Origin of the sequence: Desulfitobacterium hafniense DCB-2 (assembly GCF_000021925.1) — a bacterium.
Taxonomy (GTDB): Bacteria; Bacillota; Desulfitobacteriia; order Desulfitobacteriales; family Desulfitobacteriaceae; genus Desulfitobacterium; species Desulfitobacterium hafniense.
In genome coordinates this window covers 1,671,376-1,685,305 of record NC_011830.1, presented here as the reverse complement: position 1 = coordinate 1,685,305, position 13,930 = coordinate 1,671,376, and the positions used below count along the sequence as shown (strand labels likewise).

The following is a 13,930-nucleotide window of genomic DNA, read 5'->3' as shown; positions in this document are numbered from 1 at the left end:
ATAGATAAAGTCAGGAATCTGCACTATTATTCCCTGAAAAATAAAAAAGACTTTTCCTCCCTAAGATAGGTAAAAGCCTTTAACTACACATATTTCCCCAAGCCAATCAATTTTTGACAAAGAACCTGGCGGCAAACTGCAGCCATAAATTAGCCGCATGGGACATGGAGCGTCCTCGTTTCCAAATGATAAACATCTGGTGAATAATCTGGGGATTGGTCACCGGTATAACGGCAAAACGCCGCGGGTCCATCTCCCGGCAAGCGGCCCCCGGCAGGAAAGCGATTCCCAAATCGGCGGCAACCATCTGGGTCATCAGTTCAAACTGAGAGGTCTCAAAAATAATGTTCGGTGCAAAGCCCTCATTTTTACATTTGCTGATGATCTCGTCATGCAAGCTGAATTCGCTGGAATATAAAACAAAGGGCTCATCTGCTAATGATTTGAGATCGATGGATGCCAATTTGCTGATGGGATTGCGAACGGAAACGATAACATATAAGGGATCTTCAGCAAAGGCAAAGGATTCAAAATACTGACTGTCCGGCACGCTGCAGACCACTCCCACATCTAAGGTTCCGTCTAAAATATCCATGATCACTTTCTTCGACCCGCGCTCAGAAAGGCTGATCTCTATTTGCGGGTACTTCTTTTTAAATTCTCCCAGCAATTCGGCAAATAAGGTGGTTCCGGTAATGGGCAGCAGGCCAATGGCGATCTTTCCTCGTTCCAGTTTAATGCGGTTTTGAAATTCATGGGTTAAATTTTCGAACTTGGTTACGATCTCCAAGGCTTGATCGAGAAATATAGCCCCTGTATCCGTCAACTGCACATATTTGGATGTCCGGTTGAACAAGGAAGTACCCAGTTCCCCTTCCAGATCCTTGATCAATTTGCTGATGGTTGATTGGGTAACGTGACATTTTTCCGCGGCTTTACTGAAACTCTTCTGACGAGCTACTTCAACAAAATACTCCAAATGCTTGATTTCCATAGTAAACCTCCCCAACGCCTGAACCTTGCCCAACTCTCATCAGCGTTATCCTTAACGCTTTTGCTGACATTTTATCATCTCCTTCGGGAAATAAAAAGCGCCCTTCAGTTTCGTTGGGAAACCAAAAGACACTTATGTTACTATTTATTCCGTTTGCATTCCCACTCACCGATAAGGCCGGTAGAACACATAGTCCAGCAACTCACGGCTGAAGCCGGCAGCACTGAGGGCTGCGGCAGCTTCCGGCGGATAGTCCTTGACGACAATCCGGGTCTGGGCCGGGAAGACCCGGCGTCCGGCATAATCCTGGACGAAAGCCTCCAGGGCTGAAGCCAGATGCTCGGGCGCAAAAATCCGCAGATTCCTGCCCTGCCGTTCCAGCACGGCCACAGGCACACCGGTGCGCAAGGCCACTACCGTTCCGGGCAGATTGTGAAATTTCCTGTCCGGCTGGTGAGGCAGGCTTCTGCCCCAGGGCTGGGCCGGATCGCCGGCGTTCAGCCAGAGGATCTGATCCCGAGGCTGGGTTAGGGTAAGCATGGTACCGGCATAATCCTTCTCCCGGATAAACTGGATTCCCGACAGCCCCTCAATAAAGTAGCCCCGGCGCACCCGGCCGGTATATTCCCAGATGCGCAGGGTTGCCAGGGCCGTGCTCCAGCCCATTCCCTGGATGGTTTCCCGGCAAAGGATCACTGCCCGGTCAAAATTGCGCTCAAGCTGCTCTTCCACGCTCAGGGCCTTAGGCGGGCGGATCACTTCCCAGCGCCCGGTGGCCAGAATTCTCATCCGGGCGTTCACCCGCTGCCGAGCCTGTCTTGCCGTATTCTTTTGCAGCTTATCCCGGTCCAGCCACTGGCGAACGGGAATAAAGCTGTCCGCGCTCACCAGCCCTCGGGCTGCCAGTTGGATCAGGGTATCATAGGGGGAGCCTTCCACCAGTCCGTTCAGCCGTTGCATAAAGCTGGCTCCATAATTCAACAAAGCCTGATAGATCACCTTTTCCTTGCCTGTTAAGGTTTCCAGGGTCCCGGACAGATCCGCCTCCCAGTCAATGTCAGCAGTCAGGTGATAGCTGAGTCCCCCATCGGGACTGAGCCGCCAGAACAAGGTGCCGCCGGCCAGACAGGCATCCATCAGCTCCGGACGGTAATTTCCCACCCGGGCAGGCAGCAGAATAGTTTCCCAGGCTTCCGCCGGAAAGGGCTGATCCCTGAGGGTTTTCAGCGCGGTCTCCAGCTGTTCGGCGGCGGGGGCTGAAATCTGCATCCGGCTGGTCACCAGGGCGGCATAGCGCTCGGCCGGCAAAGTGGTTACCTGACGGCGGCTTTTAAGCGTGGCCTTTCTGGCCCGGTCATAAAGCTCCCCATGGTAATACAGCCCTTCCTGCTCCACCGCTTTTCCTTCGGCACAAAGCAAGGCCAGAAGCTCAAGGGCCCTCCCCACAGGCCACAGGTAACGTTCCCCCACCTGCTCGGCTGATTGGGCTCCCCGGTAGCGCAGCAGCCTGCGGACCAGCCGTTGGCCGGCCTGTAAATCCCGGCCGGATAAAGCCTCCTCATAGTCCTGGGCCTGCTCGGCGGCAATCCACAGGCCGGGCTCGATGTACTGAACCCGCCCCTCGGCCGCCAAAGCTTCCAGCCATTCAATGGGGACCTCCAGTTCTCCCGCCGTCAGATCCCCTTCCATCATCAGCAAGGCATGGAGCTGGTCCGCATCCTGGGGAAGTCTGGTCCGCTCGGATACGCGGGCCAGCTGCTCCGGAGCCGGCTCAATCCCCTCCCCTTTCTTTAAAGCTGACTCTATGGCCTGATGAATAGGCTGGGGCGTGGGCGCATAATCGTACATCATGGCGGCTTCCGTCTGCCGCCTCAGGGTCAGGGACATAGGTGAAGGGACATCAAGATACAGCTCCCGAACCTGGATATCTCCTGCCCGGATGCCCTCCAGGAGATATTCGACTCCGTCCAAGTCCCAGTAGTCCTCCAGGCATTCCCGCCTGGTTTCCCGGATCAGCGGATGCTGTTCCTGCTCCACCAGAGAAGCGAGGAGTTCCGCACTGCGCATGCGCTGAATCCACAAGGGCTGGCGCTGATTGCCTTTTACTCCCATCAAAAGAGCCCGGGCCGTGTTATAGCGGAAATTCATATTATAGAGGGGGGTGGCCGGCAGCAAAGCGGCTGCAATCCGCCGGGCGGTAGCCGGCACCACCTCTTGGAGCAGGCCCTGGGGCAGGGGACTGCCGTCATAAGGAAAGAGCAGAAAGCCGTCATCATCGGCCACTGCATTGATGGTGGTCTCCATATGGCGGGCGGCCACTTCCCTGACCAATAGGGACAGAGGCTCATTCACCGGGCGGCCAAAGACGGAATGGACCATCAGCTGATGGTTGCCGCTTTCATCCTTAAAATGCTCGATGATCATGGTTTTGTCATCGGGCAGGCTGCCGGTACTCTGGAGTTGGCGTTGGAGAAAGCCCAGAGCGCTTTGGGCGGCAGCCTCATCCAGCCCCAGCTTTTTCAGCTCTTTGAGCAAGGTCCCTGATTGAGCCGCCTGGGTCAGCCGGCGGAAAATCTCACCAAAGGCCAGGCCGGTGCGCAGCCTCCGTCCTTTCAGATCCCCGTGCCAAAAGGGCAGTCTGGCCCCGGCTGTAGTGGCCGGGGTTACAGTCACAGTGTCCTTGGAGATGCCGGCAATCTGCCAGGCAAAAGTGCCCAGCAAAAACCGGTCCCCGAGCCTCGATTCAAAGACAAATTCCTCGTCCAGCTCCCCCAGCTTAACTCCGCTTTCCGTCCGGCAGGCGTATAACCCCCGGTCCGGGATGGTTCCTCCCGCGCTGACGGCCAGCATCCGGCTGTAGGCATCCCCCCGGACCTGGCCATGGAGCCGGTCATAGATGATTCTGGGGCGGACAGGGATATCCCGCTCATGTTCGTAATCCCCCGCCAGCATGCCCAGGATTGCCCGTACATCCTCCTCCCTTACCTCCCGGAAGGGATAAGCCCGGGGCAGCAGGGCCAACACATCCTCCACCGTATAACCGTCGCCGCAGGCCATGGATACCAGATGCTGGGCCAGAATGTCCAGGCAAAGCCGGGGCGGCCGGGAGTACTCGATTCCCCCCTGGCGGGCCACTTCCGCAGTCAGTCCGCAATAGAGGCCTTCCACCCCTTCCCTGGGAAACATGTGCATGACGCTGGTCCGGTTGGGATTGTGTCCGGCCCGGCCCAGGCGCTGCATGGTGCTGGAGATGGAACGGGGACAGCCGATCTGGAAGACCTGATCGATCTCCCCCACGTCGATGCCCAGCTCCATGGAGGAAGTGGCACACAAGAGCCTCAGACTCCCACTGCGCAGAGCCTGCTCCACTTCAAAACGCTGTTCCTTAGCTAAGCTGCCATGATGGGTGCGGGCAAAGCCCTCTCCCCCGAGCTGATTGATAAAATAGGCCAGCTTTTCCGCGTAAGCCCGACCTTCCACAAAGGCAATGGCACTGCCGGCACCGCCGCAATAGGCATAGACCGTTTTGGCCAGCTCTTTCCAGACCGTATCCTTTAAGGCCACCCGCTGATCGGATAAGGGGCTGGTCACTTCAATGCGGATCTGCTTTTCCATCCGAGGGGCAATCACCGTCACCGGATCGGGAGAAAGATAACGGGCGGCGATATCTAAAGGCTCGATGGTGGCCGATAAGCCAATCCGCTGCAGCGGCCGGCCGCACAACCTGTCCAGTCTAGCCACGGACAGCATCAGGTGCGCCCCCCGCTTGGAATCGATCAGGGCATGCAGTTCATCGATGACGATCGCCTGGGCGGTGCGCAGGATTTTCTGCCCGGATTGGCTGGTCAGCATCAGGTAAAGGGATTCGGGGGTGGTGATCAGAATATGGGGCGGCGTTTTAATCATCCGGTTCCGCTCTTTTTGCGGGGTATCGCCGGTGCGCATGCCGATGTGCAGCTCCGGACCGGCCGGGGCACCTGCTTTTGACCTTTCCGCCAGAATTCCCTCCAGGGGGCGGCGCAGATTCTCCCGGATATCACCGGCCAGGGATTTCAGAGGAGAGATATAGATGAGTTGCATCTCTTGCTTTAAAGCCCCCCTTGCAGCCTGTTCCAGCAATCTGTCGATAAAGACCAGAAATGCCGTCAGGGTCTTACCGGTACCGGTAGGGGCGGATACCAGCGTATGCCGGCCGGCGGCAATCACCGGCCAGGCTTGCTCCTGAACTGCCGTGGGCGCACCGAGGGCGTTGGTAAACCAGCGCTCCGTCAGCTTATTAAAGATTTCCAGTGAAGGTTCGGACATGGGCATCTCCTGCTATCTCTTGATTTCTTCTTCCCCTTACGGCTCACTATTGCCGTCCGGGTATTTTGATTCACTTTGACTTGAACAATTCATCTACGGTGACCTGCAGTACCTCTGCCAGCTTAAAGGCTAAAGAAAGGGTAGGGTCATATTTGTTGTTTTCAATGGCATTGATCGTTTGCCTTGACACATTACACCTTTTGGCCAAATCCTCTTGAGAGATATTCTTTTCTTTTCTGTATTGCCTGATGTTATTGTTCATTTTAATTGCCGTATTTTCTTTTATTCAGAAAAAGACTGCCGGTGAACAAAATTGCAATTAAGCCTAAAGAAGCAACCGGTGTACTTTCCATGCTGAAATTGTGGTATTTTTGAAAGAATAGGGCATACATCCCCATAACAAACACTACTGCGGTGTAAATTAAAAAGGTATGTGTGCAGGTTTTGGTTAAAATATAGCTTCGGCGCTCATCACCTTGTCGGAAAACCGCTGCCAGCATAAAGATCAGGCAAACAGCCCCTAAAATCAGAAAAGCATAAGCCGCGTAGACAGCGACTATTTGCCAGGTTTGGGCCCCGGCTAAATTTGAACCCATCAAAACTCCCCCTTTAATGTCAAATGTTCTTTACATTTTTAGTATAGCAGGGAGTTGGGAAATGTCAAAACCTTTTTACATTAGTGCTTCATTACTGGGCATTCAAGAGCCTTAAGCCCTTTGCAGGTACAATGGTGAAACGCTTCAAGGTTTCATAAGTCTGCCAAAAAGAATATGGCAGACAAGCTTGTTGTTATATGATATGGTTAATTTGATTATTGAAAATATCGAATATTGCTCGTTTTCCCAGTCCAGCATTGTTAAGCGAGGAGATGAAGCTATTATGTACGAAGAATTATCCGCACCCCTGCCGGATAAAAAGCGGTATCTGGAAAGAATCGGCTTTACCGGCGAACTGAGGCCCAACCTGGACACGCTCAATCGACTTATCCTGGCCCAGCTGCACACTGTTCCCTTTGAAAATCTCGACGTTTATGATGTTGGCCGGGATATTCTCCTGGACACCGAATCCCTTTTTGACAAAATTGTCGTTCAGGGCAGAGGCGGCTATTGCTTTGAACTCAACGGGCTTTTCATGAGCCTTTTGCAGGATATTGGCTTCGATTGTTATCCCGTTATGGTGCGGGTAGTCTGGATGGCGACGGGCTATATGCCTATTTCGCACTGTGCCGGAATTGTCACTATTGAGGGAACACGGTACTTCTGTGATGTGGGTTTCGGCGGCCCGGCCCCCTGCAGCGCGCTGAGGCTGGATGACCCCGGGGAGCAGCAATCGGGAGCGAACCGCTTTGTTTTTGCTCAAGCCCCTGATGGCGACTTTATCATTTACAGGACAGTGGATGGTGGCAGGGAGCAACTCCTCAAATTTAACGATCGCCCCTGCCAGAATGTGGATTTCCTTGCCCCCAACGAATATTTATCCCAGAATAAACAATCCGGCTTTAAACAAATGCGTATGATCAATATCGCCCGGGAAGGCGGCAGTGCCGCGATCAACAACAATGTTCTGAGACTCCATCAGGGCGGGCAGGTGGAAGAAACCCTGCTCGACACGGAAGACAAGCTCAGGGAAGCGCTCCTGAATTATTTCGGTCTGGCGGTCAGCTTTCCTCTCAAACTTTAACCGTATTCATGGCTCAATTTTTCCTCAGTCTCTGAAATCCCAATCATAGTTTTCTCATATTTAACCTTGTTAAATCACCGTTTTAGGGTTGGGTCCTCCACTCTCCTTAAAAATTCGCCTGTTTTTAAAAAAGTCATCTAGATGAGTCCATCCCCGAAACGGCGAATTTTAAAATAGCCGAACCGGGTGACCCGGCTCCGGATGGGTTAACCCTGAAAATATACTCGCACCACCAGCTGTTTTGTGCTGTGCCGTATAAGCCCCAATGACCGATCCATGTTTCGCCGCCCATACGGAAGATCCGGTAGCCGGTATCCGTACCGTCCGCAGTGAACACCTGGTAGCATAGCCTGGGGGAATAGGAGGATACGTCCATGGTCAGAGGCTCGGGGCCATTTTCTCCCCTTGAACTCATGATCTCAATCCTGTCCCCCACATCCGCTGTGATATATTGGGGGCCTTCATAGAGAACATTTCCGACAAAGGCAGCTCTTGTAGCGTCGGTAATGCTCACCTGGAACCGCTCCGGATAAATGCCGAAGGTTGTACCCACGGCACTTTCCAGGAAATATCCCGGCGTGGCTGAACTCCAAAGGGCAAGGGAGACGATTCCCTTCGGTTCATATTCTCCCCTGTTCAGCACTGTATTGCTGGCAACATAGTCGTCGATTTGCCGGCCGGATTGATCATAAAACTGAAACTCGGCCGAGGAATACTGGTCATCCGGGCACCTTAGAACGGTCATACCGGGAATAGTGCCGCCCACATAGCTGGAATCGGCCACACCGTTGATCGTGCGTTGGATGCGGGCCAGATTTTCATTATTGCTGAGGATTACATCATACTTCGAAGGTGTTTTGCTGAAAGAGCAGACAACTATTTTGTCTTGGGAAATGGCTCCGTCTTTACACCGATAATAGCTCTCCAGGCTGTATTGATCACCTTCCTGCCGAAACAGCGCTGCGCCCAGATCGGATCTCGCTTCGCTGCGGTCGGCAAGAAACCCCAGGATATACCACCCCTCCTCCCAGGTTTCGTAAGTACCGAACACTGTAATCTCGTTTTCCGCCAGCCCCAATGCCCGGGCGATAGCCGCTTCGGGGGTTGGGCTGTTTTTGGGATTGGTCAGAAAGCATAAGGCAACTCCAATACAGAAAATCAAAGCCACAACCCTAATCCATGAAGCCGGCTTTTGGTAATTCAAGATATTTTTCACTTTTGTTTCACCCCCACCTCCGAAGACCATCAGGAAAAGCAATCCCGTCTCTTCTTGCGCTGTATCTAACGTGTGCAAACAAATATTAATTCTCTCCCATTTTCAATAGGTGATTTATCGTACCATCCATATTCTTCTTTGATGCGGAAGCCAGCATCCTGCAAAAGCGTTGTCAGCTGTTCATAGTAATAATATTTGAGTGCCAGATTATCGGCGAATCGTTCAACCACCCCGTTGCTCGCCATAACTTCATAGGCAAAGCCAGGATATATTATCTGATTCTCAACATCGATCCGCTGACCCCAATGTTTCTTGACTACTTTGCTGCCTGTTGCATCATCCCAGCGCTCCCATTGGACCGTTTCAGGATAACACCAACTTTCATCAAGTGTCCCAAAAGGGCGAAAAACATTGATAATGACGATACCGCCATCATTCAAATGCTCGCGCATGCAAGCCAAACATCCGTTTATATCTTCAGCCCTGGTCAGCGCCTGAAAAGCCCGAAATGGGGCGATTATCATGTCAAAAGTTTTCCGGAGGGAAAAGTCTGCCATATTTCCCTGCACAAGGGCCAGCTTTTTCTTCGTTCCGGCAGCTACATTGGTGAGCTTCGCTGAAAAGGCAGCAAGCATATTTTCTGAGAGATCAAGAGCGGTAATATCGTGCCCTGCCTCAGCAAGAGGAATAGCGATCCGGCCTGTTCCGCAGCCCAGCTCAAGGATTCCGCCCCCAAAACTACCGGCATACTCAAGATAAAAAGGGATGTCCGCCGTGACAAGCTCCCGCTGATCCAAATCATAAAGGTGCGCCGAATTCCTATAAGCATTGACCTGATCCACCTGCGTTCCTCCTCTTTATGTTATCAATGTCTTCATCTCACCTATTCCGCTTACCTCCACCGTTCCCCGCCAGATCATGCCCTGTGGGGATTTGGAAAATCCCCAGGTCAAAATCGATCGGCAGCCCATGTCCGCGGGGCTGAGCTGTCTGCCGTTGAGCATGCTGGAAAAATCTTTATTATTCCAGCTTCGTAACCCATTTCGACGCTTTGCGGCTTCATTCCTCCTGTCTGAATAGTTTTATCTACCCTGGCTAGGCACACTATTATCATATGAAAGAGCATTTTCTATGTCTAACCACGAATTGGTTCCGCTGAAAAATTGCTGCTGTCCGCATAAGAAAAACCGCCACCCCGATTATTAGGTGATGGCGGTACCATAAGGTTTTTAATTTTTTCCTTTTCCAAAGTAGATAAAAAAGCCGTGCTTATTTCAAAAGCCTTGTTGCTTTTCTTCCTTTCTTTCTAGCTATCAAGAGATCATTTCCCAATCCAGGACCTGAGCTGCTCCTCAATCTCTTTAGTTAATATCATAAAACACTCAACCTAAATGGACCCTAAACAAACCCTAAATGAACCCTAAATGGAAATTACCCCACAGGACTTATGTCCTATGGGGTAATTAACTTAAACCCTTATTTATCAATGATTTTCATCTTTTCATTGTCTAAACATGTAGATTATGCGCAAAAAAATTATTTTCTCTTTTCCAAATCCTTAAGTACTCTCTTGCATACGCCATCAAGTTCAGCGGCCTTGGCATAGGCCCAGACATACCCGCTCCCTTCCATATAACCTCTTTGCTCCAACTGCTCAAGCAAGCGGACCTCTTCCTTGCCCATAATCCGCTCACCCTTGATCAACTCTTCCAGTTGATAGAGGTCACAATGAACCTGGTCTTTGATGATTCGGTAATTCCCCCGTCCGTTTTCCAGAATCCGAGCCAGGCCTGCTTCCGCCAATCTCTTCCGCAGCAAATAGGTGGTGGCATGAAAATTGGTTTGGGCTTTTTCTGAATTGTAATCAGGCCAAACCGCATCACTTATTTTTTCCCAGCTGACCGGCACCCCCTCTTTGTGAACCAAAAAAGCCAATACCTCCTTGGCTTTGGAGTTTTTCCAGGCCAGCGCTTTTCCATCCAGAAAAACTTCAAAACCCCCAAAACATTGAATAAAGGGTTTCCCGGGCCGATCCGTTGAACCTTTGGTTTTCAATAACCGTTTTACTGTTTTTCCCAGCCTGTCTTTGCTTAAAGGCTTCATAAGATAGTCCATCGCCTGCAATTCAAAGGCCTCGACGGCATATTGGTTAAAGGCAGTCACAAAAACGATATCAATAGTTTCATTCAGGTCCAGGATCTGCCCGGAAAGCTGAAGCCCATTAATACCTGGCATCTCAATATCCAGAAAAACGACATCCAAGGGATGCTCTTTAATATAGGCTAATAGCTGTTTCCCTGTATTAAACAGTCCGCACAACTCAAGCTCCTTAACTTCCGACACCATTCTCTCAAATCGTTCCAACGCATGCCTCTCATCATCCACTGCAGCAATCCGTATCATGATTGTGTGTCTCCCCATTTCCAGTTTCACTATGTATTCCCACCGCTCCCACGCAGGCGGGCATCCCACGCCGCTGCTGCCAGTGAAGCAGGTCACCCTCGGAAACAAAACTGAACCTTGGTCCATTCTCCTTCCCGACTGGTTACATGCAATTCTTCCCCGCAGAAGTGCTTCAACCGTCGCTGGATATTGGCCAGCCCCACTCCCCGCCTCTCGGAAGAGGAGTTATCGCTCAGCCACAAATTCTTTAATTGCTCTTCTCTTATTCCCACCCCATTGTCCCACACTTCAACGTGAACCCTATCCCCTGCCAATTGGATGGTCAGACGGATGGTTCCCCCCTCCTCACGCTTCATCACCCCGTGGCGGATGGCATTCTCCACCAAAGGCTGGATGGTGAGAGGCAGGATCCTCTTCAGCAAAGCGCCCGGATCAACCTCATACAACACAGTAAGGCGGTCCTCAAATCTGGCCTTTTCAATTTCCACATAGGCTTCCACCAGCCGGAGTTCATCCTGCAAAAGCAAGAAACTATCCGTCCGGGGCTCAAAGCATCGCCTTAAGTAATAGCTCAAATGGGTTATCAGCTGCTCCGCCCGCAGCCCATCCGTCCCGCATAAGGTGATAATGGCGTTTAGCGCGTTGAACAGGAAGTGGGGCTTAATCTGTGATTGGAGAAAATCCATTTCGGCCTTCAAGGCGGCTGCAACCGACTGTTTCAGCTGCAGGAGGGTTTCGGTCCTGGCCCGTACCTCCAGGGCGTCGAAAGGCTTGATCATAAAATCATTAGCCCCGGCCTTAAAGCCCGCCGCGATATCGCCCGGAGAATGACGCACTGTCAATAAGATAACCGGCAATTCAAACAGGGAAAACTGCCGCCTGATCTCCCGGCACACCTCATAGCCTGACATTCTGGGCATCATCACATCCAGCAGAACCAAATCGATATCCGAACGGCTTTTTAACAGCTCCAAAGCTTCCAGCCCATTGGTCGCCCAAAGCACGTTATACGGTTCATTAGCGAATAAGCGGGCTAAGACCTGTAGGTTGGCCGAATCATCATCCACAGCCAGCAGCGTGAACTTGCCCGTGCCCCCTTGGGGCAGCTCCGTCCTGCCCCAGGGTTCATCCATTGGGTATTTTTCCGGGGGCCGGACGGACGCCGGGGCAGAGCACGAATCTTTTGCCGCCAGCGGCAGAGTAAAGGCTATCCGGGTTCCCCGCTCCGGCTCGGACCAATCGATATAAATTTCCCCGTCCATCATCTGCACCAATTTCCGGCAAATAAAAAGCCCTAAGCCTGTCCCGCCATACTCATTGGGAGAGTGGGCCTGCTCGAAAAGTTGAAAAACCGTATCCCAGTCGGATGGGGCAATTCCCACTCCGGTATCCTCAACCATAATTTTCACATGGTTCTCCAGGACCTGGGCGGAAATGGCAATCGTTCCCGCACTGGTAAACTTCATGGCATTGCCGACCAGGTTATGGATAATCTGCCGCAGCCGGTTCTCATCCGCATAAACAAAAGGCAAATCCTCAGGAACCCTATTGATCAGCCTGATTTTTTTCGCTGTAATCAAGTGCTTAAGTAAATCAAAGACCAGGGAAACGGTCACCCGGACATCGACCTCAGCCGGATGAACCGTCAATTCATTGCGCTTGATTTTATCCAGGTCCAGAATGTCACGGACCAAAGCGGACAGCTTTCGGGAGGTGTCCCTGATCACAGCCAGATTCTGCAGATGATTTTCGCTCAGTTCCCCCTCGGTCTCCAGCATGGCTTGGGATAAATTGATGATGCCGTGGAGAGGAGTTTGAAACTCATGGGAGGTATGGAGCAAAAACTCGTCTTTTTGCTTGTCGGCTTGCTGAAGCTCTGCAGCCATGCTTTCAATGGTCTTATAGGCTTCGGAAAATTGGTACGACATGATGAACGAAGCCAGAAAACAAAAGCTCAAAATCGCATAATATCCTAGTTTATAATCAAGAACCACACTGCTCAGATAGAGCCCATAGTCGATTAAACCCAGAAGATAGCAGCCCAAGGCCAGGATAAAGAGTCCCAGGCTTTTCCGGTTGAATTCGCCGTATCTTCCCTGCCGGAAAGAATAGAGCAACAGCCCCACGATGATGATGTTAGCCGCCATTTGAATAAAGCTGAACAATAAATTGAAGGGGGAATACCATTGGAAGGGCGTGACAAGGACAACACCGCTATACAAACCCATCCCATAGATAATACCCTTGGTCAGCCAGCGGGGGATCAGTCCTTTGCACATGGTTTTGATGAACATGGCCATGGGAATCAGGGAAGAGTACAAAGAGATGGCCTGGATCTTATAATAGATTTCCGTGGGCAGGTTAAAGTACTCAATCAGGAGCCTGTCCCCGGTGGAGGCATAGGACCAGGCAATCACGACGCAGCTTAAGCCAAAATAGAGGGGACCTTTTTCCTCTCTGCGGATAATAAAGACACTCAGCTGATAGCACCCCAGCATGAGCAGGGACACAATCAGGCTCACATTAAGCAGCGTCGTATTGGTATTTAAGGTATGAATGCCTTGGGCACTGCCGAAATATAGACGATAGGGAATCCCTCCCTGATTATTTTCATAGTTGGCCACATGAATCAAAATTTCCGCCGTATCCCCCTGCACGGGAAAAAATACATTATACGGCTTATTCTCGTATTGATACTCATCCTGGGTTAAAGCGGGCTTACCGCTCCCCCCCGCCTGATTTCCATTCACATAGATCGCGCTGGCCATCCGGATGTTGGAAATCCTCAGCCCATAAACCGTATCCGAAGGCTTCAGTTTGATCGTCAGGCGATAGGTAGCGGCTCCCCTGGCATGGTCAATCCTGGTTGCCATATCATTTCGCCAAAAACCCGGAACTTGAATAACATTTGCCGCGGAATCAGGTTCTCCACCCGGTTCCAGCAGCTGATGCCAATAAAATTCCCATTGTCCGTCCAAGGGAACAACCTGATCGGAAGCAGCATCCCAATCCCGCAAATCCAGAACCCCTTGCTGAGATAGTTCTGATTTGAGGACTTTATTATCCGTGGTCTCCAACAGGCCAAAAAGCAGAAGAAAACACCCGAAACTCACTGCAACAAGCGCCATCAGCATTTTTCTCATCCAATGATCGACTCCATATCCATCATATCAGTTTTTTGGAAATGAATATGATCCAAATATTCTTCATTATGCCATAAAAGCTCTCCATCGGATAGCCATTAAATAACAAAACACTGCTATGACGGCAGCTCTATTCAACTTGTCTTCAGTACATGAAAAAGTCCGGCCACAGATTGCCCTGAGACCGGA

Annotated in this window: 9 protein-coding genes; 1 reads left to right on the top strand and 8 read right to left on the bottom strand. The window is 51.4% G+C overall.

The window, feature by feature from the left end; all coding sequences use genetic code 11:
- Window positions 1-106: 106 nt before the first annotated feature.
- The 4 genes from DHAF_RS07860 to DHAF_RS07845 form a co-directional block, all read right to left on the bottom strand.
- A complete protein-coding gene (locus DHAF_RS07860) occupies window positions 107-994 on the bottom strand; it encodes a LysR family transcriptional regulator (RefSeq protein ID WP_005809674.1) in 888 nt (295 codons plus the stop codon).
- 165 nt (window positions 995-1,159) lie between these two features.
- Window positions 1,160-5,299, bottom strand: coding sequence for a DEAD/DEAH box helicase (locus DHAF_RS07855; RefSeq protein ID WP_015943523.1), 4,140 nt, complete (start codon window positions 5,297-5,299; stop codon window positions 1,160-1,162).
- Between the two features lie 70 nt (window positions 5,300-5,369).
- Entirely contained in the window at window positions 5,370-5,561 is a 192-nt protein-coding gene (locus tag DHAF_RS07850; protein ID WP_005809677.1) for a helix-turn-helix transcriptional regulator, read from the bottom strand.
- 1 nt (window position 5,562) lies between these two features.
- Window positions 5,563-5,895 carry a hypothetical protein gene (locus tag DHAF_RS07845; protein WP_015943522.1) on the bottom strand — a complete coding sequence of 111 codons (333 nt, stop codon included), beginning with the start codon at window positions 5,893-5,895 and terminating at the stop codon, window positions 5,563-5,565.
- Window positions 5,896-6,178: 283 nt separating this feature from the next.
- On the opposite strand from DHAF_RS07845, the gene DHAF_RS07840 reads away from it, so the two are divergent.
- Window positions 6,179-6,979, top strand: coding sequence for an arylamine N-acetyltransferase family protein (locus DHAF_RS07840; protein WP_015943521.1), 801 nt, complete (start codon window positions 6,179-6,181; stop codon window positions 6,977-6,979).
- A 133-nt stretch (window positions 6,980-7,112) separates the two neighbouring features.
- Here DHAF_RS07840 and DHAF_RS24735 read toward each other — a convergent pair whose 3' ends face one another.
- The 4 genes from DHAF_RS24735 to DHAF_RS07820 all read right to left on the bottom strand — a co-directional run bounded on the left by DHAF_RS24735 (window position 7,113) and on the right by DHAF_RS07820 (window position 13,741).
- Complete coding sequence (locus tag DHAF_RS24735) at window positions 7,113-8,195, bottom strand: hypothetical protein (protein ID WP_242659950.1); 1,083 nt, start codon at window positions 8,193-8,195, stop codon at window positions 7,113-7,115.
- Between the two features lie 65 nt (window positions 8,196-8,260).
- Window positions 8,261-9,037 (bottom strand): class I SAM-dependent DNA methyltransferase, encoded by a 777-nt coding sequence (locus DHAF_RS07830; RefSeq protein WP_015943519.1) that lies wholly within the window; start codon window positions 9,035-9,037, stop codon window positions 8,261-8,263.
- 694 nt (window positions 9,038-9,731) lie between these two features.
- Complete coding sequence (locus DHAF_RS07825; RefSeq protein ID WP_015943518.1) at window positions 9,732-10,598, bottom strand: response regulator; 867 nt, start codon at window positions 10,596-10,598, stop codon at window positions 9,732-9,734.
- A 92-nt stretch (window positions 10,599-10,690) separates the two neighbouring features.
- The gene (locus DHAF_RS07820) at window positions 10,691-13,741 is read right to left on the bottom strand and encodes a hybrid sensor histidine kinase/response regulator (protein WP_015943517.1); all 3,051 of its coding nucleotides are present in this window, start codon (window positions 13,739-13,741) and stop codon (window positions 10,691-10,693) included.
- Window positions 13,742-13,930 lie beyond the last annotated feature (189 nt).

What these genes read in the sequence shown, in the direction of transcription:
- DHAF_RS07820 (WP_015943517.1), bottom strand. Translation starts at nt 13,741, where the DNA reads ATGAGAAAAATGCTGATGGCGCTTGTTGCAGTGAGTTTCGGGTGTTTT.
- DHAF_RS07845 (WP_015943522.1), bottom strand. Translation starts at nt 5,895, where the DNA reads ATGGGTTCAAATTTAGCCGGGGCCCAAACCTGGCAAATAGTCGCTGTC.
- DHAF_RS07855 (WP_015943523.1), bottom strand. Translation starts at nt 5,299, where the DNA reads ATGTCCGAACCTTCACTGGAAATCTTTAATAAGCTGACGGAGCGCTGG.
- DHAF_RS07825 (WP_015943518.1), bottom strand. Translation starts at nt 10,598, where the DNA reads ATGATACGGATTGCTGCAGTGGATGATGAGAGGCATGCGTTGGAACGA.
- DHAF_RS07860 (WP_005809674.1), bottom strand. Translation starts at nt 994, where the DNA reads ATGGAAATCAAGCATTTGGAGTATTTTGTTGAAGTAGCTCGTCAGAAG.
- DHAF_RS07850 (WP_005809677.1), bottom strand. Translation starts at nt 5,561, where the DNA reads ATGAACAATAACATCAGGCAATACAGAAAAGAAAAGAATATCTCTCAA.
- DHAF_RS07840 (WP_015943521.1), top strand. Translation starts at nt 6,179, where the DNA reads ATGTACGAAGAATTATCCGCACCCCTGCCGGATAAAAAGCGGTATCTG.